Here is a 25,339-nt window from a genome sequence, read left to right on the forward strand (position 1 = left end):
GATGTCAGTCCGTCGATGCGCCCGCGCCGAGGGAGTCGATGGCGGCCTGCAACGCTGCGGTGGCGTCGTCGGCGACCGCCCCGAGCCCGGGTTGGTCGGCGACCTGGACCATCACCTGCGGGTTCATCGCGTCGATCAGCACCGCACCCGGATCTGCGGGGTCGGCGCGGACGACGACGTTGCACGGCAGCAGCAGCCCGATCTGGCGGTCCACGGTGACCGCGCGGTGGGCGAGCGGCGGATTGCAGGCACCGAGGATCAGATAGTCCTCCATGTCCTCACCGAGTTTCTCCTTCAGGGTGGCCTTCATGTCGATCTCGGTGAGGACCCCGAAGCCCTGGTCAGCCAGGGCTTTGCGGGTGCGGTCCACCGCGTCGGCGAACGAGGTGTGCAGGGTGGTCGACAGTGCGAGTGTCATGAGCGTGTGCTGCCTTTCTCTCGGAGGCCTGGGATCAGGTTGGGCATGCTGCGGTGCGCCGGGGCACACCGAGACGCTGCAGCAGCAGACTCGCCGGACACCAGCTCACCGCACCGAACAGCAGCAGGTTGGCGGCGACGAAACCGGTGAGCAGCAGCCACCACGACGAGAACGCCAGTGTCAGAGCGATGCTCGCGAGCACCATGACTCCGGCCAGTAGCGGGACTACCCGCTCGATCGTCCAGCTGCGGGCGTGGAGGGTCTCGGTCATGGTCGCCTTTCCTGTCGGTGGATCGGAGGGGCTCAGGCGAGAGCGAGGAAGAGCTTCTCGAGTTCTGCCTCGGTCATCGGCTCCTTGCCCTCGGCGGTGTCGCCGGTGAGGCATTCGCGCAGTCCGGTGGCGACGATCTTGAACCCGGCCTTGTCCAGGGCCCGGGAGACCGCGGCGAGTTGGGTGACGACGTCCTTGCAGTCGCGGCCCTGCTCGATCATCGAGATCACCCCGGCGAGTTGCCCGTGGGCGCGGCGGAGCCGGTTGAGTACTAATGCGATGCTGTCTTCGTCGCCGACCATGGCGTTTCCTTTCCTAGACCTCTCACCACTGTACCCCCCGGGGTATCGGATTGGGGTGGGTAAGGGACGCGCCGGCCCACCTCCGCACCGGCATCAGTGGGAGAAACTGATGGTCGGCAGGACCTTGCGCAGCCAGGCCGGTGACCACCAGGCGGCGTGCCCGGTCAGCCGCAGCAGTACTGGCAGCAGGATCAGCCGGATCAGCACCGCGTCGAGGAGGACGGCTACGCCGAGGATGATGCCCATCTCCTTCGGCGGCAGCGGATCGGCGAGGGCGAAGGTGAAGAACACCGCGACCATCACTGCGGCGGCGGCAAAGATCACCCGTCCGGAGTGGGCGAGGCCGTCGACGTGCGCGACCGCTGGATCGCCGGAGTGTTCGTAGTGTTCCTTCGCGGTGGCCAGGAGGAACACGGTGTAGTCCATGGCGATCGCGAAGATCATCGCAAAGAAGAACACAGGTCCCCACCCGTCGAGGAAGCCCTGCGGGGTGAAGCCGAGCAGGCTCGCGCCGTGGCCGTCCTGGAAGATCAGCTTCGCGACTCCGAATGCGGCGGCGGTCGAGAGCAGGCTGACGACGGTGCCGAGGAGCGCGATCAACGGGGCCTGCAGCGCCACCAATAGCAGTGCGAACCCCAGGATCAGGATGATGCCGACGATCAGCGGGAGGGAGTCGTTCAGGGCCTGCTGCAGGTCCAGGTTCTCCGCGGGTGCACCACCGACGAGAGCGGTGTCGGGTAGGCCGGCGCGGAGGCTGGCGAGGATAGTGCCCATTCGCGCGTCGGAGGGATCGACGGTTGGCATGGCTTGGAGCATCACGTAGTTGCTGCCGTTGGGGGCTGGCTGCGGTGGGGTGACCATGGCGATACCGTCCGTGGCTGTGGCCGCCGCGGCGGTCTCGGCACCCTCCGTGGTGGGGGTGATGATCTGCAGCATGCCCGGTGCGCCCTCGCCCATCTGAGCCTGGACGAGTTCGTAGCCCTGGCGGACCGGGGCGTCGGTGGGAACGACCTCGATCGAGGGCATCGCGACCTTCAGTCCGAGCACAGGGATCGACAGCGCGATGAGCACCAGGAGGGAACCGATCGCGAACGGCCACGGGTGGCGATGCAGCAGGTCGCCCCAGGCGGCGAACCGCGGCGAGCGGTGTGTTTGCCGCTTGGCGTAGGGCAGCGAGCCTGCGTTGACCTTGCCGCCCAGCGCGGCCAGGGCGGCGGGCAGAAGCGTCATCGAGGCCAGCAGGACGAAGAACACCGCGAGCATGATCCCGACGGCCATCGTCCGCACGGCCGGCGCGGGCACGAGGAGAACGGCGGACAGGCTGACCAGCACCGTAATTCCGGACAGGACGACGGCCTTGCCCGCGGTCGCCATAGTTTCGGCCACCGCGGCACGCGGTGAGGAGGCGTGACGGATCGCGTCGCGGAAGCGGGCGACGACGAACAAGGCGTAGTCGATACCCAGGGCGAGGGCGAACATCATCGCGAAGTTCATCGCCCACACCGAGATCGGGGTGACCTGGTTGAGCAACACCAGCCCGCCCGCGGAGGCAACGAGCCCGGCCAGGGTCAACAGCAGCGGCAGACCGGCGGCGACGAGAGACCCGAACGCGAGCACCATGATCGCCAACGTCACCGGCCAGGAGAACAATTCGGCCTGAATCATCGCGTCGTGGTTTGCCTTGTTGAAATCGCTCCACAGTGCGGATGCGCCGGTCGGGTACACCTCGATTCCGTCGCCGGAGAGGGCGGTCAGTTCCGCTTTGCGTTCGTCGACGGCCTTGACCATGTCGTCGGTGCTCGCGTTCGCGCCCGCAATGAGGATGCCGGTGTGCCCGTCCGGGCTGATCGACGTCCCCGGCTGCGGTGCGATCACCGCACCGAACCGTGGGTCGCCCGCGAAGACGGTCCCGACGTCGGCCAGGGTGTGCTGCATCTGCGGGCTGTCGATGGTCTGAGTATCCGAGTGCACGACCACCTGCACCGCGGCCGAGGAATTACCCCCGAAATGCTGCTCCGCGAGCTCACGAACCTGCACCGACTCCGATCCATTTGCCTGCCACCCGGCACCGGCCAGCGAGCTGAACACCGACGGCGCGGCGGCACCGAGGGCGACCAGCAGGATCAGCCAGATGCCGAACACCCATTTCGCGTGCCCGGCCATGACCACGCCCATGCGGCCGAGCACACCGCCGTCGGTGATCGGCTCGGCCGTCGGGGCGTCGCCGCCCAATGCCGTACTGCGGGTCATACAAGTCCTCCTCGAGGTGATGGCAAAGCGCTGGCAGCGCGTATCGGCGAGGTCGGGCGTGAGGGTTCGCTCACGATCCGTCTCCGGTGTCGAGCGGCCGGCCCAGGGCGGCCCAGCCCGAGGTGCCCCCAGCGACCGAGACCGCACCGCGGCCGGCGGCCTCGACGATGCGGGCCCCCTCCCGGCTGCGGTTACCGGACGCACAAATCACGTAGACGACCTCCCCCGCGGGAATCTCCACGGTATGAGCGGCTAGTTGCCCAAGCGGCATCAACAGCGCACCAGGTACGTGCCCGTCGACGTACTCCCACCGCTCGCGCACATCCACGACGGGAACTCCGTCGGCCCAGCGCACGGCGAATTCACCGAGGTCTACCTCACGCATATCAAACTCCTTTATACCCTATGGGGTATCGGCGGGACCTCGCTCACTGTACCCCAGGGGGTATGTCGGTACGCAAGTGTGCCGATTGCCCGCGACGTGAGCGAGCAAAGGGCCGAGGAGGATTCGCCGCCAGTTCGGGCAGTGCCGTCGTTGGAACCTGGCGCAGCCATGCGTCGCTTTCGCCCGGCGGCGGTGCGGGCCTCACGGCTGGCGGACCTGCGCGCGCTGGTTGCTCGGTAACCCGCAGGGGCGCATGAAATAGACCGCCTTGCCGCGGGTGCCACCGCCGGGCGGACGGGGCCGCTCGCCGACGGGGATCCACACCGCGCCAAAACGCATGCGCCGGGATATGCGCATAGTCCGGCCAGCTTCCCAGGCTAGGACGGAGACGGCTGTGGTGCCGACTTCCGTCCTCGAACAACTTTGCGGTCGGGATAACCGAGCAGGTGGATACCCCAGGGGGTACTTGACATACCCCATGGGGTATGTGACACCATGTTGCTCATACGAGGACATCGACCCGATGGAGGAACGCATGATTCTCGAGCAGTACTACATCGAGTGCCTGTCGCACGCTTCATACCTGATCGGTGACGAGAGCACCGGCCGAGCGGTGGTCGTCGACCCGCGCCGGGACATCGGCGAGTACCTGGACGACGCCGACAAGCACGGGTTGCGAATCGAAGGTGTGATCAACACCCACTTCCACGCGGACTTCGTCTCCGGCCACCTCGAACTGGTCGAGGCAACCGGAGCGTGGATCGGGTTCGGCGAGGCCGCCGAGACCGACTACCCGATCCGCCGCCTAGCCGACGGCGAGCAGATCCGTCTCGGCGAGGTCGAGCTCGAGATCCTGTCGACCCCGGGACACACGTGGGAGTCAATCTCGGTGCTGGTGCGCGAGCGGGCGGGAGTGACCCCGACCGCGGTGCTGACCGGCGACTCACTGTTTATCGGCGACGTCGGCCGGCCGGACCTGGTCAACCTCGGACACGGATCCAACACCGACCTGGCCCGGGCGATGTACCGCACGGTGCACGAGAAGCTCCTGACCCTGCCCGATCAGGTCACCGTCATGCCCGCCCACGGCGCCGGCTCGTCCTGCGGGAAGAACCTCTCGACCGAGCTGACCTCGACTATCGGGGAGCAGCGCGCCACCAATCCGTCGGTGCAGCCGATGAGCGAGGACATCTTCGTCGCGCTGGTCACCGAGGGACAACCCGCGGCGCCGTCCTACTTCTCGGTCGACGCCGCGATGAACAAGCGAGTTCATCCTCTCCTCACCCGCGATCGGGCCATTCCCGAACTCTCGCCGGAGCGGGTGCGCGCCGAACTCGTCACCGGAATCCGGGTGGTCGACGCGCGCAGCGTGGACGACTTCGCGGCCGGGCATCTGCGCGGCTCGGTCAATGTCGGGTTCGACGGCCGGTTCGCCGAGACGGGCGGGATGGTCGCCGAAGTGGGCGAGAAGCTGGTGCTGATCACCTACCCGGGCGAGGAGCAGGAGGCTGCGGTGCGGCTGGCGCGGATCGGCTCGGACAATGCGATCGGCTACCTCAACGTCGGCCACGACCGGCTCTTTCCGGTCGAGCTGGCTGACCTCGTGCAGTCGGCGCAACGCACCACCATCGACGAGCTCGACGCTCTACTCGCCGCCGATGCGGTGACCCTGGTCGACATCCGCAATCCGGGCGAGCGGGAGTTCGGGACGATACCGGGGTCGGCGCCGATTCCGCTGGCGCAGTTGCGTACCCGGCTCGAGCAGGTACCCACCGGCAAGCCGATCGTGGTGCACTGCGCGGGCGGCTGGCGGTCGAGTGTGGCCGCGTCGCTGCTGCGGGCGCAGGGCTTTGAGAACGTGTCCGACCTGCTCGGCGGTTACCACGCCTGGGCCGAGGCGCACGTCCCCGCCTGATCGTTCAAGCCACACGCAGTCCCGATCAACGAAGGAACCCAACGGATGGCAACGAAAAATCTCACCCTCGTGGACTTCGAGTCCACGATCGCCGACAGCGACGTCTTGCTTGTCGACTTCTGGGCCTCCTGGTGCGCCTTCGCCCCGGTGTTCGAGAAGTCCTCGGCCGCGCATCCAGATTTCGTGCACGCGAAGGTCGACACCGAAGCCGAGCAGCAACTCGCCGCCATGGCGAACATCCGGTCGATCCCCACCATCATGGCCTTCCGCGAAGGCGTGCTCGTCTACTCCCGGCCCGGGTACTGCCCGCGCCCGCCCTCGACGACCTGATCGGGCAGGTGAAGGCCCTCGACATGGCTCGGGTGCACGCGACGGTCACCGAACGACGCGCAGTCGCCGGCGCCTGACCCGAACCGTTCACCCGAGCGCCGGACTGGTACCCAGGAGGATCCCCATGTGTTATCCCGTCACCTGCCCGAACTGCGGCAACACTGGCTGGGGCGGTTGCGGCCGACACGTCGACACCGTCATGAGCTCCGTGCCTACCGCCGACCGCTGCACCTGCCGTCAGGACACCACCCCGGTCCAGGACCAGCGTCGCACCCTACGTTCATTCTTCCGCCGCTGACCGCCGGCCGAACGATCGGCTGCGTGAGTCGCGGCAGAATTTGTCGTTTTCGATGGCCAGCACGTGGAACGCGCGAGCGAACGTACCTCGCAGCCCGTAACGAACCGGCGATATCTTGACCACCATCGAATTCGGCGCACTGACGAACGCCGTGCTCACAAAGTGCTCACCGGAGAACTCGCACAAAGGGGGCGGATTTTTTGGCCGGTCACTGATCGGTGAACGGCTGTCACGGGCGCGGAAGGGCTCGTGATACTCGATCCTTGATTACCGCAAACACGAGTCTCTGCGCTGGGCAGCCTAAGCCCTCGAGAACAGCGGCGTCGGGGATGCAAGCACACCGGACCATCGGTGCTGATGTCGGACTTGGTATGAATCTCCAAAGGCGATCCAGCACCAAACGCAGTGGACATCTACCGGTAGCGCCACACCGCTCAACCTCGGCAGCGGCATCCTTCACGCCCTCCGTAAGCTGCATAGTCCCTTTGCCCGTCGCGGAAGGATGCTTTCACACCCCACACCACAGAACGGCTGCAGAGCCCGCGCAATCGTCGGCCCACATAATCAGTACCGGCCCACAAGCATCGACGACATCCCTGCCCTCGAACTCGGCCCGGCCGGCGATGCGCCGCCAGCAGATCGGTATCCGACAGCACCGCGATCGTCGCCCGCAACGCGTCGTAATCGTCGGCGCCCAGCAGGACCGAGGCACGGAGCCCGTTGCGGGTGATCTCGAACAACTCATGGGTATGTTCGGCCTCCGACCAGCCGCGACAGCTGCGCCCGGGCGTCGGCAACAGGAAGAGTCGTCATGTACATAGCAGCCAAAATGCGGTTGCGGCGCGCTCTATGCCCGAACACACGGCACCTCCCCGGCGCCGGCAAACAGGTGGAAGGAATCCCTACCGACCGCCCCCGAACTGCTCCACGCGGAGAGAATTACGCCGATGATGCGAGAGTTCTCCGATTCGCCGGCGATGTCTCGCTGTGCCGTGCCACGCTCGAACGATGCAGACGGAGCGAGACCAGCTGCTGCTCACGGTGCGCAACCTCGCACGGTTTCACCGCGAGCACGAGAAGTTTTATTCCGAATCACCATTTCATGACGTGATCCGGTTGCAACGCAATTCACGGGCATTACAGGCACTGGCCGAGCGGTGGTTGGTGGTCGAACCGTCTGGCGAGAAGTACCTCAGCCCGTTCGCAGGAGCTTCCGACCTCAATGATGATCGCGCCACCGAGACGCTCGGGATCTTGTTCATGGAGGGCGGTGGCGAGCCTACGGAGATCACGAATCTGAAACGTGATCTCCGCGCGCTAGCGGAGGCGAACCGGGCGACCGGGCAGTGGCTGACGTCCGCGATGTCCGCGGCATGGGACATGTTGGAGGCATTGCTGAGCTACCCGGAACTTGCGGATCTGCTAGCCGAGCGGCACCGTATCGTGAGCAACGATTGGCAGTGCGCGTCGATGGCCGATCTCATCGCCCGCAACCTCGAGCGCGCGGTCGCGATCCTCGGTCGGGTCGACTTCACCCCGGCCGCCCTGCGCGCGGATCTCACTGCGAACCGTGTCGCTCCGCGGTATATGTTCTCCGTCTCGGAAATGCTCAATTTTGCCGCGGATCTCGCGGCTCGCAGCGCGGTGCTCACGCACGAGAACGAGCGACGCTGGCGAGTATTCCACGAGCGGGTGGATCAGATCGTCAGGGCCGCCGACAGCCCCGTCGCCAACGAAATCCCACTGAAGGACAGGTAAAGAGGACGACTACGCCGACTTTGCGGTCAGTCTCAAAGCGTCAACTCGCCCAGATCCCGGATGCAGGGAACCGCCAGAAGGCGTCGCGAATATGCGCAAAGTCCTGGAACGATACGCCGACGGCCGCGACAGGCTTCGGCAACCGGTTCGGAATACGGGCGACCTACCGCTGACCGAACTCGGCGCGGAGACCGAATCGGCCGTGCAGTGGCTGCAGTCCCGGCGAACGTGACCAATGACCCTGCCGTATCAATCCGGCCCGGAGTGGAATGGAAATTGGTTCGGGTCGCGTCCGGCGACCCCGGCTTCCATCAGGAGGTGCCCGATGTTGCGCGGAGCGATTCCCGCCGGCCGGATTGCGGGCATCCGGATCTCGGTGCACTGGTCGCTTTTCCCGACACTGGCGCTGTTGGCTTCACTGCTGTCGCTGTCGATACTGCCGGTTCATTTCGCCGGCCGGCCCACTTTGCTTTACTGGATCATCGGCACCGTGACCGCGGCAGGGTTCATTTTGACTCTCGTCGCGCATGAGTTCGCTCACTCCCTCGTCGCGCGCCGCCATGGCGTCTCTGTCGACCGGGTGACCCTGTGGTTGCTGGGTGGGATGTCGGAGCTGCGTGAGGAACCACCCGATCCAAAGGCGGACCTCCATATCGCACTCGCCGGACCGATCACCAGTCTGCTCATCGGTGTGGTCTCTCTCGTCGTCGCCTTCTCGCTCGAACAGTTCACCGGTCCGCTCGTGACCGCTGCCCTCCTCTGGCTCGGAACGGCGAACCTGATCGTTGCGATATTCAATCTGCTGCCAGGCGCGCCCTTGGACGGCGGCCGGGTGCTCCGTGCCGTCCTGTGGCATCGCAGCGGAGACAGACTCGCCGCCGCCACGTCGGCGGCCAGGAGCGGACGAGTCCTGGGACTGGTGCTGATCCTGCTCGGCGGGGCACAGGCGATCGTCTTCGGAAGCGGCGGACTCTGGTTGATGCTGCTCGGGTGGTTTCTCCGGTCGGCGGCGAATGTGGAACTGATGACCGCATCGGCACGGCACCGTCTCGGTAACCTTCACGTGGCCGATGCGATGACACCCACCCCCGTCGCCGCGGCCGCGGGTGACACCGTCGAAGAATTCCTGGCCAGTGCGGCATCGTCGTCCCACTACCGGATCTTCCCGGTAGTCGACCCGGACGTTCACCCCGTCGGGGTGATCACTCTGAGTGATCTGGCCCGGACAACCCCGGCGGCGCGAAGCCGGACGACTATCGGGTCACTCGCCTGCCCCTTGCCCGACGCCGACATCGTGACCGGTGACACGCTGTTGGCGGACGTGGCCAGGGCGGTGCTCCTCCGGCCGGGTCTGGATCTGATTGCAGTCGTCGACGGTGAGCAGCACCTGACGGGCATCGTCACGGCCACCGACCTCGTGCGGGGCTGCGATCGGACCGCGCTCGGACTTCCCCTCCGCTACCATCCGACGGTGCCAGGCAGTGGCAGTAGCGGCGGTCCCGACTGAACCGATCGGCAGCAAATCACCCACCTCGCCCGCGAGACACCAACCGACGCTTCACCACCAACGCGACGGAACTATTTTCCGCTGGTCCGCTCCCCCGCCTGCCCTCAATCCGCGCGCAGCCCTACGACTCGACACCGGCGGCCCGAACCAGAGCTGATCCAGCGAATGGTGAACCGTCCTGGATCGACTGGAGGCTGTTGATCCAACAAGGAGAACGTCGGTCATGCCTGCACCGAAGAAGTACGACGCTGAGACCCAGGAACGGGCCATCCGGATGTATCGGGACCGGCTCGACGAGCACGGCGGCCCGAAGCTCGCCGCACGTCGCCACGTCGTGAGCTGCTCGGCATCGCGCCGGCGACGCTGCGGAACTGGATCGAGCGGGACGAAGCCGCCCCGCCTGGCGCTGCGTCTCGAGAGCCGGACGCGTCGGAGGGACTCGCTCAGCTTCGACGAGAAGTCTCCGAATTACGCAGGGCTAATGAGATATTGAAGACCGCGAGTGCGTTTTTCGCGGCGGCGGAGGTCGTCCCCCGCACCCGCACCCCCTACCCGCTGGACCCGAACCGACGAGACGTCCGCGTTGACGCCAGGCGTCAACGCGACTTATACACCGAATATCCGGTACGCCGCGCGACCCGCAGGATCGCGGCCTGCAGATGCTCTGCTCGGCGATAAATCTCCCGCCGGCGCAGCTCCCGCCGCACGTCGGGCTCGTTCTCGAGGTCGGCAATCGCCGCCCGGTAGGCGTGCTCGGCCGCCGACAGTGCCTCGATCGCGCGGTCCGCGTACTTCGCGGCGGCACCTCCCGGTAGCGCACGCAGCCCCTCCGCGAGGGGGACTGCCGCGTCGGCGAGGGCGTCGAGCAATCCCACCAAGTACGGGTCCGGGGCCAGACACGTCGGCCCCGAACACGACAGCTCCCACTCCCGGATCAGCGCATACCCGGCCTCGGTGATCTCGCCGAGTCGTTCCCCCAGCTCGAACAGATCCTCCGCCTCGATCGGCGTGCTGAAACTGTCGCGCACCGCGTTGTGGAGATCGCGACGCGCGACGCGCTCGGCCTCCGCGACGACCCGCAGCTCCGCGGCCGCATCGTGGATCGCGACCCCGCCGTGCCCCCACCCGTTCAACACCCGCATGCCCTGCTCCACGAGAATCAGCTGTGCGCGCAGCATGCCGAGCACGTCGAACGAACGCGGCAGGAACCAGGAGCTCGGCAGGCGCGGCCAGCGCATCAGATCGCCTCCCACACCGGGAACAATGCGGCGCCGAGCAGGCCGGTCACCGGCAACGTGACGATCCACGCCAAACCCATCTCCTTGACCACCCTCCAGTGGACATGCCGTGTGCGGTGCTGTGCTCCCACACCTACCACGCCGGCCGCGACCACGTGCGTCGTGCTTACCGGCGCACCGACGAGGGAGGCGCCGAGGATCACTCCGGCGGCACCGGATTGGCTCACCAGACCATCGAGCGGAGTCATCCGGAAGACTCCGCGTCCCACGGTCCGCACGATCCGCCACCCCCCGAACGCTGTACCGATGGTCAGGCTCGTCGCGGCCATCAGCTTGACCCACAGCGGCACCGTGAACTCCGAGAGATGTCCACTCGCGACCAGCAGCAGAGTGACCACACCCATGGTCTTCTGCGCGTCATTGCCCCCATGGCTGAACGCGAGCATCGCGGCCGTGCCCCATTCGGCTCCCCGTACCGGAGCGAGGGCACGCCGCCGCGCCCGTCGCATCAGGCGCCAGGCGAATGCCACGAGCAACGCACACGCCAGCGCCCCCATCACCGGGGAGAGCGCCAGCGCGGTAAGGATTCCCACGACACCAGTGGGACGGCCGTCGGTGAACCCACCCCAGCGCACCCCGTCCGTGCCCGCCGCGATCAGGCACGCGCCGACCAACCCGCCGACCAGGGCGTGCGACGAACTCGACGGCAACCCGAACCACCACGTCAGCAGGTTCCACGCAATCGCCGCGGTCAGTGCGGCACCGACCGCCGTCACCGTCGCCTCCGCGGGCAGCTCCACCACCCCGCCGACGGTGTCGGCGACGGCGGTACCGACAAGCAACGGACCCGCGAAGTTCCCGGCCGCAGCAAGAATCAGCGCGTGCCCAGGCCGGGCAGCCCCGGTGGCGACGAGCGCGGCGATCGAGTTCGCCGAATCGTGGAAACCGTTGGTCAGGTCGAACGCGAACGCCGTTGCGATCGCCAGGAGCAGGGCGACCTCCACTAGCTCAGTACCAGACCCGAGCACGAGCGCCCGAGGACATCGACGGCCGGGTCCATCCGCGCGAGGGCGTCTGAGGCACCCGGGCCGCAGTCGACGCGAAGTCGTGCAGCACTCGACTGATTTGGGTAGTTCTCATGGAAAACCTCCTGGCCAATAGTCTGATCCGCATAACGACAGCAGCGCGCATGAACGGGGCCGCAAAACCGCGAGTTGCCGTCCGTCGTGCACAACGGTCGCGCACCAGCCGCCGACCCATACAAAGTCCGATAACGGGGACGCGCGCAGATCCACCGGGTGTATGCGGAGAGCTACAGCGTTTTCGTTGCCCGCAAGGCGTACGCGTGGCTGAATCGGCAGGGCATCCGGGTGGACCGGTGCACTACCGAACGACCTTCCGACACGGGGGATTCGACCCCTTAGCATTGGCCCGGTGAAGTTCGCCGCACGGACGACGGGGGCTATCCGTGGACGAGAAGGCACCGCCACCAGGCACGAGATAGTGAACGATACCCCCGCTGTACGTGTTGGTGACATCCTCCTCGCGGACATCGACCGGCAACTCGATCATCCGCTCGAAGCAGCCGTTCCTGAACTGCGACCGCCCGGGGACGTGCGAGGGACGTTGCGTTGAGCTTCGATCACCAACTCCCGTCCAATTTTCGCCACGGTCGCATCGCGGATAGGGATCTCGAGTCCAGGTAACTCCGCGCGCGCCAGATAGCATTCGCCGGCGATCTGCTCGTCAACCCGGATACGGCGCACGTTCTGCCAGGCCAACCTTGCCCCGTTGCGGTCGAATTGCAGCTACGTCGATGCTGAACGTCGTCGGTGTCCTCGCCGATTCCCGACATCAGCTCCCGACTGGCGGGCAGCTGCTCCACCGCTTCGTCGTAGTCGCCCTCGTCGTGTCGTCGAACCGGGTGCTTCTCGGCGCATCGTAGTCGGTAACCACGGCTACCTCGCAGACCTTCCGGGGAAGGGGCTATTAGCTCGACACCAAGGACCACCACTGAAGCGGCGACAGGAGTTTTTAGCCAGCTGAGGCAGGGAGCGCCCGGTTCGTCACCATGCAGAAACAGGACATCGATTGCGAATACCCCGTGCAATCGCCGGGCCATGTGTAATGGACGTGTATGAACGACGCCAAGGACACCCGCCCGACGCCCCGCAGGCGCCGGGTCGAGTGGGTGATCGGCGGCCTCCTCGTCGTCGTGCTCACCGTGGAGATTGTCCTCATCTGGCCGGACCTCTCGAAGAGCGTCCGCGACCTCGGCGACCTCGAATGGGGATGGGTGGCCGCGGCGGTCGTGGCGTCGCTGGCTTCGATGTGGAGCTTCGCCCGGGTCCAGCGCTGTCTGTTGGGGGTCGCGGGTGTGCACATCAGGGAGCGGCAGGCGCTGTCGGTCACCTTCGCATCGAACTCGATGAGCGTGACACTGCCGGGTGGGCCGGTTCTGGCGACGACGTTCAGGTACCGGCAGACTCGGATTTGGGGTGCCTCACCGATGGTCGCGACGTGGCAACTGGTGATGGCCGGCGTCCTCCAGGCGATCGGTCTGGCGCTCGTCGGACTGGCGGGCGCACTGCTCGTCGGGGCAAAGACCAACCCGTTTTCGCTGATCTTCACGGTCGGTGGTCTGTGCGCCTTCCTGGTCGTGGCCCAGTACGCCGCATCGCGTCCCGACGCGCTCGAAGGTGTCGGCATCACCGCATTACGCGGATTCAATGTGCTTCGGAAGAAGCCTCCGCTGACCGGTGTTCATCACTGGAAGCACATCGTGAACCAGATGAGTGCCGTCCGGATGGATCGCCGTGACACGGCTCGCGCGTTCGGGTGGTCGCTGTTCAACTGGATCGCCGACGCCTCGTGTCTCGCCTTCGCGTGCTACGCGGTCGGCGCCCATCCCGGGTTCGCCGGACTCGCCGTCGCGTACGCGGCGGGTAACGCCGCCCGTTCGGCCATCCCGCTGCTGCCCGCAGGGCTCGGTGTCATGGACGCCGTGCTCGTCCCCGCACTGACCGCCAGCGGCATGACCGGCGCCGAAGCGGTCTCCGCGATCGTTGTCTACCGGCTGGTCAGCTTCCTACTCATGGCCGTCATCGGCTGGATCGTCTTCGCGGCGCGCTATCGGGGTACCTCGCAAGGCGAGGAAGGCCCGGACCTCGCACCGCTGTGGCGCACCCGAAAGTAAAACTCTCGCGCGGCGAGCGCACGACCGGACCTGTTGGCAGTGCAGTGATCCCGTAGTCGTTTCCCTGAGCGCGCTGCCGTCCTCGCGACGAGAATGGCTCCCGCCGCGAGAACAACTGGTAGCGTCTGCCGCCGTCGACGACGCGCCGGTTGGGCACCCGCCGCCACCCCCGTCAGAATGCCCTCACGCTGCTGGCGGACCCCGATTATGCGCGGCGGATCTCCGCTTACGACCGATCGCTGCCCGAACAGCTACGCGCCGAGCAACAATATCCCCCTCACCAGGAGCCCGAGCACCTTCACCGTCTCCGATCCGACGTAGACATGATGTAAGTGGGAACGTAGAGCATCTTCGCCGGCGAGGACCCGGTCGGAGCGACGCGTCAGTTTCAGTCGGACACAGGCCAATTGCGATCAGCACCGTGACCCCGGGTGCACGGAACTTCAGTGTGCCTCCAGGAACGAGATCGCCACCACCATCCCGAACCAGACCGAAGGTCACGGCGACCGCTATGTCCTGCTGCGACTCTGGAACCTTGGAACTCGACTCTGGTGATCGGAGCGTAGTCACCATCAATGTGGTGTCGGCCGATCCTGGAAGAGGACTTCGGATAGCGGACGGCGAGGTGTGGTGGTGGGAGCGGTCTGCTCATGGGTTGCCGTCCCCACTCGAATGAGTACTTGAGGCAGCCCGGCGTCTGAGGAAAGGTCGCGGACGAGCGTGCGTGTTGCGGGCATCTCGGTGAGGTGGGTCACCGGGCAAGTAGCCAGTCCGCGGGATGCGCAGTCGAGCAGAACCGCGGACAGCGCCTCGCCACAGCGCAGCCAGTCCAGCCTGGAATCGGCGGCGGTGGTGAGTAGCAGAATCGCAGCCTGATCGTGTCCGACAACCGGATCGGCCGACGTCGAGGTGCCGGAGGGGAAGTCGCGAGCCAGTGACACGGATCGGCGTTGGGATGCAGACGGTAGCGCCTCCTCGGGCACACCTTGCGGAAAGGAGTCGGGGTGACCGGACCACCATCGGAGTTCAGCTTGATATATGGGATTGGCGCCGCGTAGACCGGAGAGCCGCAGGGACGCATCCTCGAGCGCTGTTCGGCTGCGCTCCGGTAGAACTACGAGACTGATCCCGATCTGTGCCGAAACCGCTCGGAGATGCGGGGTTATGTCGTCCCATGACGGGGGTGCAGTGAAGGGCAATCTATCGGTTCTTCTGACTTTGATTGCTTCGGCCAGGCGAGTGTCGTCCGGTGAGATCTCACGCTTGCGGAACATTCCTACCGTGGCGAGGAGCTCACGGTCTGCTCTGGCCGGCATGCGATCTATTTCGATGTCCCAGCCCTGTGCAGCGAACGCGACCTCGAGATGATTCAAGGCAGCGCCGCAGGAGATCACCATTTGACGACCGAAGTCGTCCGTCGCGGGTAGGAGGCGATCAGGATCGCTGAACAGTGATAGCCCGAATCGGCCCACCACCCAACGCCACGGTTGGCTGTTGTGGAGCGACGGCGCCCTGCAGGCAAGGGCCACTGCGGATTCGAGAGAGGTTCGGTCGGGCATTGCGGAGGTCATCGTTGCTCCCGGTTGACATGATCATTCCTGTTGTCGTCCTCACGCAGCGGGGCTAGTTGATCGTCCATCCCGGGGTCCGGTCGACGGTGCACCATTCACGATCCCATTGCCGCATCCGGTTGCGCGCGCCTACCCATCGAGTGATAACCAGTAGAAGAATGGCAGTGGTCGCGCCGATGGCCCACACACTCATCGCCGCGCTCACTGCGAGTGCGGCGTTCTCGGTCCCGGTTCTCGGTGCGTCCACGATGTCACCGTTCGAATCGATCCACACCTCGACGGTGTCCCCTGCCATTGCGCGCGGTGGCGCCTCCACATTCCCTGTGCGAGAGGATCCGTCAGAAGAAAGCCACCGAGCCGACGCGTAGTCGTGGGTCAGCGGAGACCGGGTATACCCGTCGTCCATTCGGGGCTTCGGGTCATCGACGAGGACGGCGGTCGTCACATGCCGGTTTGCGCGGTCGGTCCGGGACTGTTCACTCAGGTCGGTGTAGCTGACCGTGCCGAATGCCGCCGCACACGGCACCAGCAGAAGCACGAACAGGGTCGTCATCAGTGCCGCGAGCGACTCGAACCGATCACTCGGGCGCATCAATGAATTCCGGCTCCACGGCGCCAGGCGCCACCATCGCAAGGTGAGTGGCTGGTCACTGTCCATCTCTACCTCCCCTCAGGACGCTCTTCCCCAAGTGTTCCGCGATGAGGCCGAAGAATGTAGGGCAGAAGGTCAACTGCCCTCGAGTCGTGTGCGCTCACGAATGCTCCACGAGGACCAGGCACCGATATCGGTGACCTTCGCCCTGGAACAGTGATCGGTGTTACCGGACCGTTGTCGATGAGCCGACTCACAGCGATCGGCACGAAAGGTAAAGAACATCGTGGGACAGCATCGCGAACGCTCACATGCCGATGACCATCGGGACGGCGACGGGTCGGGGAGTTTCCCTTCTTGCACCCGGCCGGGATGGTGCTTGCGGTGCTGTCCGGCGCGACCGTGGCAGGGTTGGTCGCTTTTCTCGGCGTCTGGCTCGCGACGCCGCTCGTGGGTGTGGGTGCGGCAGCGATTCTTGTCGGCACCCTCTGCCTTGCGGCAGCCATGTTGATGCCCCGCCGCCCGCGCAAGGGACGCACCGGGACGCTCCGAAACCGTTCGCGGACACGGCGCACGCTTGACCGTGCTCCCCGCCGACGCGCGTCCTACGTTGGCAGAAGCCACGGAACTCACCGCGGCCGCGCGCCGCTACGACTCGATGTATCACACCGAATTACATTGGTGGGCCGGTCATTCGATTCCGGCGGGGAGGAATCCCACCGGCTGCGCTGGGCACCGCGGAAGAGCCAGCACGCGTCGGCATCGGCCGCAACTTCCCCTCCGGCACCGACACACACGGAGCCGACTCGACGCAGGTCGATCGGTCGACCGTGGTGGTGCTGAGCACCGCAACCGAGACTCGGATGGACTGGCTGCGATGCGGTGAAGCCCTATCCGCCGTACTACTCGACGCAACGGTGAACAAAGTTGCCACCTGCCCGCTCACCCACATGACCGAGGTTCCGCAGAGCCGGGCGATGATCAGCAAACTTCTCCATGATCTCTCTTTCCCGCAGGCCCTGATTCGCTTGGGCACAGTCGGTGACAACGCGTCGAGGCAGACTCCCCGCCAAGAGGTGAAAACGGTGCTGGCGATGCATTCTTCCCCCGGCGAAGTGGTTTCTGATGGCGTATATGAGACAGGAGAATACTGTGCAGACACAGGATCTCGGCGCTCATGACCTTCAGTACAATTGGTTTGTCACCGCTGCGGTCGTGGGCGGCGCCGCACTGTTCGTGACCTCCGCGCTGAACGTGGTCGGCTGTGCGGCAGTAGTCGTCTTCTGTGGATTGTGGGAGTGAACTCCCTGTGACCCGACCGGCCCCGCGTATCGCGGTGGGGCGCTGCGCCCTCGAGGTGGTGACCTTGTCCCCTACGGGGGTCGGTCACGGACAGCGACGATAGATGTCGGGACGAGAATTCGTCGCTCGGCAACCAGGAGGAGTGCACCATGACCGGCCACCGCCCGATCGTTGTAGGAACAGACGGCTCACCCTCATCGCTGCAGGCGGTGTCCTGGGCAGCCAAGGAAGCCGCGCTCCGCAACCTGCCTCTGTCGCTGATCACGACGACGTTCGTTCCCGGCGCCTATGGCGTGCCGATCGGAATGCCCGCCAGCTTCTTCGAAGACGAGCAACGCGACGGTCGGGAAAGATTGGAGCACGCAGAACAGATCGCCCGTGCCGCGGTGCCCGCGCACAACATCGAGATCGTCGCCACGCTGTGCACCGGAACTCCGGCCGGTGAGCTGATCGGCCGCTCGGCGACGGCGTCGATGGTTGTGGTCGGCGCGAACAGGCAGGGAATCGTCGAACGCGCTTTCCTGGGCTCGGTCAGTTCTGCGGTTGCCGCGCACGCTCATTGCACCGCTGCAGTCGTTCGGGGAGCAGCTGATCGTGATATCAATGACCGTGCCGGGCCCGTCGTGGTCGGCGTCGACGGCTCACGGCACAGTGAATCTGCCATCTCGATGGCCTACGAAGAGGCCGCCCTGCGGCAGGCGGAGCTCGTGGCTGTGCACGCGTGGTCCGATATCACTTTGGTAATTGCGTTCGACGGAGGTAGCGATGCCGAGTGGAGGCGGGCCGCGGAAAACGAGACCGCTGTCTTGTCCGAGAGTTTGGCCGGCCGTGCGAACGATTACCCGGATGTGAAGGTGCGCACCGTCGTCGTCCGGGATCGTCCCGCGAGGAACCTGCGGGAGCAGGCCGAGAACGCGCAGCTCCTCGTGGTGGGGAGCCGGGGGCGAGGTGGATTCACCAATATGTTGCTGGGATCGACCAGCAGGGCGTTAATGCACTCGGTTGCCTGCCCACTGCTCATCGTTCGATAGCCTCGGCTTGGACGTCGCCGACGGGTAGCGCGCCGGGCCCGAGCCCCGCCGCAGTGAACGTACGTCGACTCCGCTTGACAACTTCCCGCGATCGTCCGTCACCCCGCGATATCGTCGGTCACGGTGTGATGACTGCGCGACCACGCAATGTTCCCGCGGCCAGCCGCCGATACGCTTCCACACCGTCCTCGAGCGCGAAGCGTTCTATGGCGATGTCGAACACGCCCTGGTGGGCCATGTCAACCAGTTCGATCAGCTCGTTCCGTGCACCCCAGTACGGGACGGCGACGTTGACCTCGTACGCGCCGCGGAAGAAACCTACCTGGGCGGCTGCCTGGCCGTCGCCCAATCCGACGATCGCGACGTCGGAGCCGACCCCCGCGATCGCCATCGACAGATCCAGAGTCGGTTGCATCCCCACGAGATCGAGCACCAGCGCCGCACCTGCGGGTCCGGTGATCGTGCGGACCTTCGCAGCGGCGTTCGAGTCGGACAGCACGGCCTCGTGGGCACCGATCGACCGGGCGAACTCGAGTTTGTCTTCGCTGACGTCGAGAGCGACGACGCGGGCGGGTGACAGGTGCCGCAACAGCTGTATGGCGACGTGGCCGAGTCCCCCGGTGCCGATCACGACCGCGGTCGAGCCGGGACGGAGTTTGCCCAGCGACCGTTTGATCGCGTGGTAGGGCGTCAGCCCGGCATCGGTCAGGGGGACTGCCGTCACCGGGTCGAGGTCCCCGATCGGCACGACGTGGCGGGGCGAATCGACCACCATGTACTCGGCGATCGCCCCGGGAGCGCCCAGACCCGGCGGCAGGATGTTCAGGTCCGCGGCCCGCGAGCAGTAGTTCTCCATGCCCTGGGAGCAGTGCCAGCATTGTCCGCATCCCCACGGCCCGTAGACGAGCACATCTGTGCCGACATCGAGTCCTTCCACACCGGCGCCGACGGCGGCGACGCGTCCAGCGCCCTCGTGCCCGAGTGTCAGTGGCAGCCCGAAGGTGTATTGCTCCTCGGGTAACCCCATGATGAACGCGTCGGAGTGGCAGACCCCGGCCGCGGTGATCTCGAGGAGGATTTCGCCCGGGCCGGGTTCGGGTGTGGGGATCTCGACCAGTTCGGGTTCCGCGCCGATTCGTCGGTACTGGATCGCCTTCATGCTCTCTCCCTCATGGTGCTGACACTGTTTTCACTGACCGCTAGCCGATTTCGGAGAGGCGGGCCGCGGCCAGGAGCGATGCCACGCCGTGTTCGATTCCCTGGGCCAAGTCGGCCAGATCGGGGTTGGTGTCGTAGTCGCCCGTGATACCGAAGGTCAGGTGGTCGCTGTAGCTCAAAATGGCGATGCCGATGCGCAACCGCAGCGCGATCGGTACGTAGGGGAAAATTTCGAGGATCTCCCGGCCGAGGATGTGACGAGTCTGCCGTGGCCCCGGGATGTTCGTGGCCACGGCCACGACGCTGTGCTGGGGGAACCGCATGGCCAGGCGTATCGCCCAGGCCAACGGCATGAACGGCCCGTACTGTGCCAGGGCCGTGAACGCTTTTCCGCCTTCCGCCTCGTTGCCGGCTTTGTGCGCGGCAAGGCGCCGGTGCACAACAGTGAGCTGTTCGACATGGTCCTCGATGTCGACGGGTAGAAACGGCAGCATCAGAGAAACCGCGTTGTGCACCGGGCCCCCACCCGGTGGGTCGGTCCGCACGGACACGGGGACGAGGGTGCGGACGGTGCGGGCTTCCGGGATTTCGCCTCGCCGCAGGAGGAGCGTGCGCAGTCCGCTGGTGATCGCGGCAAGAGCGACATCGTTGACCGTGGCTCCGTAGGCGGAGCAGATTTCGCGGACATCCGCCATGCGAGTGCGGGCACCGCAGTAACGCCGTTGGCGTCCGATGGGACCGAGCAACGACGTGCCGGACGCTGACGTCACCATCTCGGTGAGGAGGCGAGCAAGACCCAGGGTGGCGCCGACAGCGGCCGCCGCGAATCGCTGTGGTGTGGTCAGTACCGTTGTGAGCATGTGGAATTGACGCGCCGGCGAGAGAACTCCGGTGATCGTGTCGATGATGCCGGCGGGGGTCTGCTTCGGGGAGAGAATTTCCGGTGTGGTTCGTGTAGTGGCCGGCGGGTCCTCGTCGCACATCGCTTCGAACAGTTTGGTGCCGGCGATGCCGTCCGCCATGCAGTGATGCATTTTGGCGAGCACGGCCCAGCGGTCCCCGGTGAGTCCTTCCACCACCCAGCATTCCCACAGCGGATGATCGCGGTCGAGGCGGTGCCCCATTACCCGGGCCACGAACCCGAACAGCGTCTCCTCGTCCCCCGGCTGTGGGAGCGCAACTCGACGTACGTGGTGGCCGAGGTCGAACACCGGGTCCTCCACCCAGGAAGGTTTCCCGAGATCGAGTGGCACGATATGGAGTTTGTCTTGTGCGTGCGGTAGGTCGACCAGCCGCGCCACCACCGCCGCACGGAACTGCTCAGGAGGCGGCGCCGGACCCGCGAGAATCGCCAACGCGCCGATCGTCAGGCTCGCATGATCATCGGAATCCTCGGTCTCGAGGAATCCGGCGTCCAGAAAACTCAGTGTGTCATCGTCCATCGGTCCCGCCTCACCACGTCAGACCTGCATACCGATCACTGTGCCGCAGACAAGCCGGGCACGACAGAGTCGAACGGTGGGCTCGTGGGGCCGAAAGTCATCCCTGCTCTCGACACAGCACCTGAGACGCCAAGCCCGCTCAACACCGCGGGACGACGATGAGCGGGCACGGCGCGGTGTGCAGGAGGGCCGCGCTCGTCGAACCGAGGGTCATTCCCTTGAATCCGCCGCGGCCCCTGGTGCCGACGACGAGTAGCTGCGCCTCTTCCGCCTGCGCCAGCAGGTGCCGCACCGGCCGGTCTCTGACGAGGACCTGCTGTACCGGGACGTCCGGATACTGCTCGGCGCATCCGGTCAGGCTCTCCCCCAGCAGTGCCTGTTCCGACTCTGCCACCGCCTTCCAGCGTTCGGGGCCGGTCTCCAGGGGAACGGCGGACAGGTCCTGGTCCGCCCAGGCATGCAGTGCGATCAGCGTGGTTCGTCGTAGGGCACTTTCCTCGAAGGCCAGCTCGATGGCGGGTGCGCTGTTGTCGGAGCCGTCGACGCCGACCACAACCGGGCCCACGCCGGTCTCCTCGGCGGAGGGTGGGGCACCTTCGATGACGGCAACGGGGCAGTGTGCGTGCCGGGCCACGGCCGAGGTGACCGAACCGATCAGGCCGCCGGTGAATTCGCCGAGTCCTCGGCGGCCGAGCACTATCATTCGCGCCGACGCCGATCGGTCGACGAGCACCGCGGGCGCATACTGCCAGTGCAACTCCGTTCGTATGTGGACAACGCCGCGGGGGTCGTGGTCCCGGGCGAGCTCGGTAGCTGCGGCGAGGTCACGCTCGGCTCGCGCACGTAATTCTGCGCCCACCAGCGGTAGGGACTCGGCCCCCCGGTAACTGACACACGCCAGAAGGAGCAGCGGAGCGCTGCGAAGTACCGCCTCGGCTACACCCCACCGCACCGCCTGCGATGATGGCGGCGACCCGTCTACGCCCACGACGATCGGGGTGGTGCTCACCATGTTCTCCTTTGCGCGCCCGCGACTTCGGCCAACACGGCCGACGTCACCGGTTGGAGAATGTCCACTGTTGCAGAGGATAGGCCGCGACCGTAACCGACGTCGGCGACCTCGACGGCGTACAGCACCCAGCGCCGGGGCAGCCGGCCGAGCACCGCACCCAATTTCAATGCTTGGGTGAGTCCGAGCCCGTGTGTGCTGGTGGTGTTCGCCGACAGAGCGGCGAGCGCTTGTGAGTCGAATCGGTGCACGGTGCCGGGCCGTGGTGGATCGCACACGATGGCGTCCACCAGGACAGCTACGTCCATATCGGCCCAGGCGTCGAGGAGGGTCGCCGGATCACCGTCGGAAATCGTGACCAGCAGATCGGGAATCGCCTGGGCGGCGACCGCGCGCGCGACTGCGGGCCCGATACCGTCGTCGCGTCGGTCCTCGTTCCCGACTCCGAGCACCACGGCCGTCATCGGCGGTCGATCGTGAGTGTCAGGAAGTGGGTGGCACAGGAGATGCAGGGGTCGTAGTTGCGGATGATCCGCTCGCACAGGGCGGCCAACTCCTCGTCCGGGAGGGTCAGATGAGCATCGACGGCGGCGCGGAGATCATGTTCGATCGCCGCCTGGTTCTGTGAGGTGGGTGGAATGATGGTCGCCGTGCGGACGAGGCCGTCCGGATCGAGTTCATAGCGGTGATACAGCATTCCGCGGGGTGCCTCACTGACACCGTGTCCCACTGCATGGATGGGCGGTCCGTCGGTGAAGGGTCGCGGGGGCCGCTGATAGTGATCGATGATGCGTAAGGCTTCCTCCACCGCGTAGACGACTTCGACGGCGCGCACGACGATGCTGCGGTACGGGTTGCGGCACTGCACACCGAGATTGGCTGTTGCCGCCGCGGCGGCTGCACCCGTCAATTGCGCGGAGTTGAGGGAGTAGCGCGCCAAGGGCCCTGTCAGGTATCGCCGGCCGTCGAGTTCGGCGTGGAGGGCGGTCGAGTGCGGCACCTGGTGCTCGATCACGTGCCGGGGGAATTCCTCTGGACCGCAATGTAATCCATTCGTCGAGACGATGTCGCCGTCTTCGATGGCGTACCGGGATTGGTGGTGGAGTGCGAGTAGGTCGTGGTCGAGTTCGATGTCCGGGAAGTCGAAGGTGGACACCCAGTCGACGGTGGCTATCGCCTGCCCCAAGGCGGCGCGCAGCTGCTCCGCCAGCGGGGCCAGCTCGTTGCGGGTCGGTGCGCGGTGGAATCCGCCGACCCGGACGTTGACCGGATGAATGGCCCGGCCGCCGATGAGATCGAGGATGGCGTTGCCCGCCTTCTTCAGTGCCAGTCCCCGCTCGACGGCGGCTCGGTCGCGTCGAGCGAGGGCGATGGAGTCAGGGAAGCCGAGGAAGTCCGGTGCATGCAGGAAGTAGATGTGCAGGACGTGACTGGCGATCCACTCGCCGCAGTACAGCAGCCGCCGAAGGTCGAGGACGGCATCGGTGACCTCGATACCGCAGGCCTGTTCGAGGGCGTTGCAGGCACTGACTTGATAGGCGACCGGGCAGATGCCGCAGATCCGGGAGGTGATGTCGGGCGGCTCCAAGTAGTGTCGGCCACGTAGGAACGACTCGAAGAATCGGGGCGGCTCGTAGATGGCCAGGTCGACTCGGTCGGCGCGACCGTGTCGTACGGTGACGTCGAGTCGACCCTCCCCCTCGACTCGGGCGAGAGCCTTGACGGTCAGTTCTCTTGTGGTGGGGGTCATGTGGGTGATGATTCCTGCGAATCGGTGCCGAATGCTGCCACGTTGAAGGTGGCGAGGACGCGCGAGATGGCATCGTCGTTCATGCCACAGGTGCGCAGCCACCCCATCAGCGAGGCGAGGTTCGGGTCGGTCGTGGGGCCGAAACAGCCGTAGCATCCGCGCGAGACCGCGGGGCACAGTGCTCCGCAACCGGAGTGGGTCACCGGTCCGAGGCAGGGGGTTCCGTCTGCCACCATCACGCACGTCAATCCGCGCCGCTTGCATTCGGTACACACGGTGGTGTTCGGGATGTTCGGTCGTCGCCCGGCCAGGTAGGCGGTGATCACCTCGAGGAGTTGCCGCCGGTCGATCGGACACCCGCGTAGTTCGAAGTCGACCGGGACGTGCGCGGAGATCGCGGTCGAGGTCGCCAGGGTGTCGATGTAGTCGGGGCGGGCGTACACGACCGACAGGAAGTCGTCGATGTCGGCGAAGTTGCGCAACGCCTGGATACCACCCGCCGTGGCGCAGGCCCCGATCGTGACCAGGAAGCGGGACTGCTCGCGCACCGCCCGGATCCGCTCCCGGTCGGCGGCGGTGGTGATCGATCCCTCGACGAGCGACAGGTCATAGGGGCCGCCGATGATCGTGTCGGACAGTTCGAGGAAGTGGCTGATGGTCACTGCCTCGGACAGCGCCAGCAGTTCGTCTTCGCAGTCGAGCAGGGTGAGCTGGCAGCCGTCGCAGGACGCGAACTTCCACACCGCGAGGGTAGGTCTGGTGGTCGGTGGTGCGCTCATCACAGCTCCGGTACCCGTAGAAGTGGTTCGGCGGTGGCAAAGTCGACCACCGGCCCATCACGGCACAACAACAGCTCGCCCAGCTGGCAATGCCCGCAGACACCGACACCGCACTGCATGTTCCGCTCGAGGGAGACCTGAATGTCGATGGGGTCTACACCGCGGTCGAGCAGGACTCGGGCGGAGAACCGCATCATCGGTTCAGGCCCGCATAACAATGCCGTGGTGCGGGTGGGATCGAGGTTGATTCGGTGTAGCGATTCGGTGACGAATCCGACGGCCCCCGTCCATCCCGATACCGGTTGATCGATGGTCAACTCCACGTCGAGGTCTTCGCGGGCCTGCCAGGCGGCCAGCTCGGCGCCGAAGAGAATGTTCGACGGACTGCGCGCACCGACGATGACGGTCACCCTCCGGAACCGGTCGCGCTCGGCCAGCACGGACCCGATGACGGGCCGCAGGGGGGCCAGGCCCACCCCACCGGCAACCACGACGAGGTCGCGTCCGTCATCGGGGTGCAGGTTCCATCCGTGCCCGAAGGGGCCACGAACTCCTACCACTGCGCCCACCGGAGTGTCGTGGAGGGCCCTGCTCACGGCGCCGACACTGCGGACGGTGTGCACCAGCACACCGAGGTCCCCGCGGGGCGCATCGCTCACCGAGATCGCGATCTCACCGACTCCGTGGGCGTACAACATCATGAATTGCCCGGGCAGAACTCGGGTTTTCGGGACTGCGGTGGTGGGTGTCAGGGTCACCGTCACGGTGTCGGCCGTCTCTTGCGTGCGGGAGTGGACACGGTAACCGGTGGTGAGCATGTGGGTGGTCGACATGGCG

25 protein-coding genes and 4 pseudogenes are annotated in these 25,339 nt (G+C 66.1%); 12 read left to right on the plus strand and 17 right to left on the minus strand.

The window, feature by feature from the left end; genetic code table 11:
• Positions 1–4: 4 nt before the first annotated feature.
• The 5 genes from JQT59_RS28100 to JQT59_RS28120 form a co-directional block, all read right to left on the minus strand.
• A complete protein-coding gene (locus tag JQT59_RS28100) occupies positions 5–418 on the minus strand; it encodes a DUF302 domain-containing protein (RefSeq protein ID WP_213572832.1) in 414 nt (137 codons plus the stop codon).
• 34 nt (positions 419–452) lie between these two features.
• A complete protein-coding gene (locus JQT59_RS28105; RefSeq protein WP_213572833.1) occupies positions 453–689 on the minus strand; it encodes a YgaP family membrane protein in 237 nt (78 codons plus the stop codon).
• 32 nt (positions 690–721) lie between these two features.
• On the minus strand, positions 722–991 hold the full coding sequence (locus tag JQT59_RS28110) for a metal-sensitive transcriptional regulator (protein WP_213572834.1): 270 nt from the start codon (positions 989–991) through the stop codon (positions 722–724).
• Positions 992–1,084: 93 nt separating this feature from the next.
• Positions 1,085–3,241, minus strand: a complete 2,157-nt coding sequence (locus JQT59_RS28115; protein ID WP_213572835.1) for an MMPL family transporter — start codon at positions 3,239–3,241, stop codon at positions 1,085–1,087.
• 70 nt (positions 3,242–3,311) lie between these two features.
• A complete protein-coding gene (locus JQT59_RS28120) occupies positions 3,312–3,626 on the minus strand; it encodes a rhodanese-like domain-containing protein (protein WP_213572836.1) in 315 nt (104 codons plus the stop codon).
• Between the two features lie 535 nt (positions 3,627–4,161).
• Here JQT59_RS28120 and JQT59_RS28125 point away from each other — a divergent pair.
• The 6 genes and pseudogenes from JQT59_RS28125 to JQT59_RS38470 form a co-directional block, all read left to right on the plus strand.
• A complete protein-coding gene (locus JQT59_RS28125) occupies positions 4,162–5,541 on the plus strand; it encodes an MBL fold metallo-hydrolase (RefSeq protein WP_213572837.1) in 1,380 nt (459 codons plus the stop codon).
• 45 nt (positions 5,542–5,586) lie between these two features.
• Positions 5,587–5,948: pseudogene (locus JQT59_RS28130) on the plus strand (thioredoxin family protein).
• Between the two features lie 47 nt (positions 5,949–5,995).
• Complete coding sequence (locus JQT59_RS38465) at positions 5,996–6,169, plus strand: DUF8730 family Cys-rich protein (protein WP_502939745.1); 174 nt, start codon at positions 5,996–5,998, stop codon at positions 6,167–6,169.
• Positions 6,170–7,177: 1,008 nt separating this feature from the next.
• Positions 7,178–7,927, plus strand: a complete 750-nt coding sequence (locus tag JQT59_RS28135) for a hypothetical protein (protein WP_213572838.1) — start codon at positions 7,178–7,180, stop codon at positions 7,925–7,927.
• Between the two features lie 325 nt (positions 7,928–8,252).
• Positions 8,253–9,434, plus strand: a complete 1,182-nt coding sequence (locus JQT59_RS28140) for a site-2 protease family protein (RefSeq protein WP_213572839.1) — start codon at positions 8,253–8,255, stop codon at positions 9,432–9,434.
• 223 nt (positions 9,435–9,657) lie between these two features.
• Positions 9,658–9,819: pseudogene (locus JQT59_RS38470) on the plus strand (IS3 family transposase); the annotation flags it as partial.
• A gap of 211 nt (positions 9,820–10,030) precedes the next feature.
• Here the strand turns inward: JQT59_RS38470 and JQT59_RS28150 are convergent.
• Both JQT59_RS28150 and JQT59_RS28155 read right to left on the minus strand, forming a co-directional pair.
• On the minus strand, positions 10,031–10,672 hold the full coding sequence (locus JQT59_RS28150; RefSeq protein WP_213572841.1) for a hypothetical protein: 642 nt from the start codon (positions 10,670–10,672) through the stop codon (positions 10,031–10,033).
• On the minus strand, positions 10,672–11,676 hold the full coding sequence (locus JQT59_RS28155; protein ID WP_213572842.1) for an inorganic phosphate transporter: 1,005 nt from the start codon (positions 11,674–11,676) through the stop codon (positions 10,672–10,674). Before JQT59_RS28155 ends, JQT59_RS28150 begins: the two co-directional genes overlap by 1 nt.
• Before the next feature lie 430 nt (positions 11,677–12,106).
• On the opposite strand from JQT59_RS28155, the gene JQT59_RS28160 reads away from it, so the two are divergent.
• The 3 genes from JQT59_RS28160 to JQT59_RS28165 all read left to right on the plus strand — a co-directional run bounded on the left by JQT59_RS28160 (position 12,107) and on the right by JQT59_RS28165 (position 13,868).
• Positions 12,107–12,307 (plus strand): hypothetical protein, encoded by a 201-nt coding sequence (locus tag JQT59_RS28160; RefSeq protein ID WP_213572843.1) that lies wholly within the window; start codon positions 12,107–12,109, stop codon positions 12,305–12,307.
• A 181-nt stretch (positions 12,308–12,488) separates the two neighbouring features.
• Positions 12,489–12,617 carry a hypothetical protein gene (locus tag JQT59_RS37795; RefSeq protein WP_283254024.1) on the plus strand — a complete coding sequence of 43 codons (129 nt, stop codon included), beginning with the start codon at positions 12,489–12,491 and terminating at the stop codon, positions 12,615–12,617.
• A 192-nt stretch (positions 12,618–12,809) separates the two neighbouring features.
• Positions 12,810–13,868 carry a lysylphosphatidylglycerol synthase transmembrane domain-containing protein gene (locus JQT59_RS28165; protein WP_213572844.1) on the plus strand — a complete coding sequence of 353 codons (1,059 nt, stop codon included), beginning with the start codon at positions 12,810–12,812 and terminating at the stop codon, positions 13,866–13,868.
• A gap of 251 nt (positions 13,869–14,119) precedes the next feature.
• Here the strand turns inward: JQT59_RS28165 and JQT59_RS37295 are convergent.
• From JQT59_RS37295 to JQT59_RS28175, 3 genes and pseudogenes are all read right to left on the minus strand, one after another.
• Positions 14,120–14,441: pseudogene (locus JQT59_RS37295) on the minus strand (hypothetical protein).
• On the minus strand, positions 14,441–15,439 hold the full coding sequence (locus JQT59_RS28170; RefSeq protein ID WP_249353911.1) for an Acg family FMN-binding oxidoreductase: 999 nt from the start codon (positions 15,437–15,439) through the stop codon (positions 14,441–14,443). Before JQT59_RS28170 ends, JQT59_RS37295 begins: the two are co-directional and overlap by 1 nt.
• Before the next feature lie 52 nt (positions 15,440–15,491).
• Positions 15,492–16,097, minus strand: coding sequence for an Rv1733c family protein (locus JQT59_RS28175; RefSeq protein WP_213572845.1), 606 nt, complete (start codon positions 16,095–16,097; stop codon positions 15,492–15,494).
• A 279-nt stretch (positions 16,098–16,376) separates the two neighbouring features.
• Between JQT59_RS28175 and JQT59_RS38475 the strand changes: the two are divergent.
• From JQT59_RS38475 to JQT59_RS28185, 3 genes and pseudogenes are all read left to right on the plus strand, one after another.
• Positions 16,377–16,595 (plus strand): annotated as a pseudogene (locus JQT59_RS38475) (hypothetical protein); the annotation flags it as partial.
• A gap of 588 nt (positions 16,596–17,183) precedes the next feature.
• The gene (locus JQT59_RS28180) at positions 17,184–17,333 is read left to right on the plus strand and encodes a hypothetical protein (RefSeq protein ID WP_213572846.1); all 150 of its coding nucleotides are present in this window, start codon (positions 17,184–17,186) and stop codon (positions 17,331–17,333) included.
• 149 nt (positions 17,334–17,482) lie between these two features.
• A complete protein-coding gene (locus JQT59_RS28185; protein ID WP_213572847.1) occupies positions 17,483–18,364 on the plus strand; it encodes a universal stress protein in 882 nt (293 codons plus the stop codon).
• Between the two features lie 118 nt (positions 18,365–18,482).
• On the opposite strand, the gene JQT59_RS28190 is transcribed toward JQT59_RS28185, so the two are convergent.
• The 7 genes from JQT59_RS28190 to JQT59_RS28220 all read right to left on the minus strand — a co-directional run bounded on the left by JQT59_RS28190 (position 18,483) and on the right by JQT59_RS28220 (position 25,335).
• Entirely contained in the window at positions 18,483–19,523 is a 1,041-nt protein-coding gene (locus JQT59_RS28190; RefSeq protein WP_213572848.1) for an NAD(P)-dependent alcohol dehydrogenase, read from the minus strand.
• 40 nt (positions 19,524–19,563) lie between these two features.
• The gene (locus tag JQT59_RS28195; protein ID WP_213572849.1) at positions 19,564–20,964 is read right to left on the minus strand and encodes a WS/DGAT/MGAT family O-acyltransferase; all 1,401 of its coding nucleotides are present in this window, start codon (positions 20,962–20,964) and stop codon (positions 19,564–19,566) included.
• 139 nt (positions 20,965–21,103) lie between these two features.
• Positions 21,104–21,976, minus strand: coding sequence for a universal stress protein (locus tag JQT59_RS28200; protein ID WP_213572850.1), 873 nt, complete (start codon positions 21,974–21,976; stop codon positions 21,104–21,106).
• Positions 21,970–22,437: a hydrogenase maturation protease gene (locus JQT59_RS28205; RefSeq protein WP_213572851.1), complete on the minus strand. Its 468-nt coding sequence runs from the start codon at positions 22,435–22,437 to the stop codon at positions 21,970–21,972. Before JQT59_RS28205 ends, JQT59_RS28200 begins: the two co-directional genes overlap by 7 nt.
• Positions 22,434–23,723, minus strand: a complete 1,290-nt coding sequence (locus tag JQT59_RS28210; RefSeq protein WP_213572852.1) for a Ni/Fe hydrogenase subunit alpha — start codon at positions 23,721–23,723, stop codon at positions 22,434–22,436. Before JQT59_RS28210 ends, JQT59_RS28205 begins: the two co-directional genes overlap by 4 nt.
• A complete protein-coding gene (locus tag JQT59_RS28215; RefSeq protein WP_213572853.1) occupies positions 23,720–24,502 on the minus strand; it encodes an NADH-quinone oxidoreductase subunit B family protein in 783 nt (260 codons plus the stop codon). Before JQT59_RS28215 ends, JQT59_RS28210 begins: the two co-directional genes overlap by 4 nt.
• Entirely contained in the window at positions 24,502–25,335 is an 834-nt protein-coding gene (locus tag JQT59_RS28220) for an FAD/NAD(P)-binding protein (RefSeq protein WP_213572854.1), read from the minus strand. Before JQT59_RS28220 ends, JQT59_RS28215 begins: the two co-directional genes overlap by 1 nt.
• Positions 25,336–25,339: the final 4 nt, after the last annotated feature.

The sequence above is a fragment of the Rhodococcus sp. USK13 genome (assembly GCF_018343855.1).
GTDB classification, from domain to species: Bacteria; Actinomycetota; Actinomycetes; order Mycobacteriales; family Mycobacteriaceae; genus Rhodococcus_F; species Rhodococcus_F oxybenzonivorans.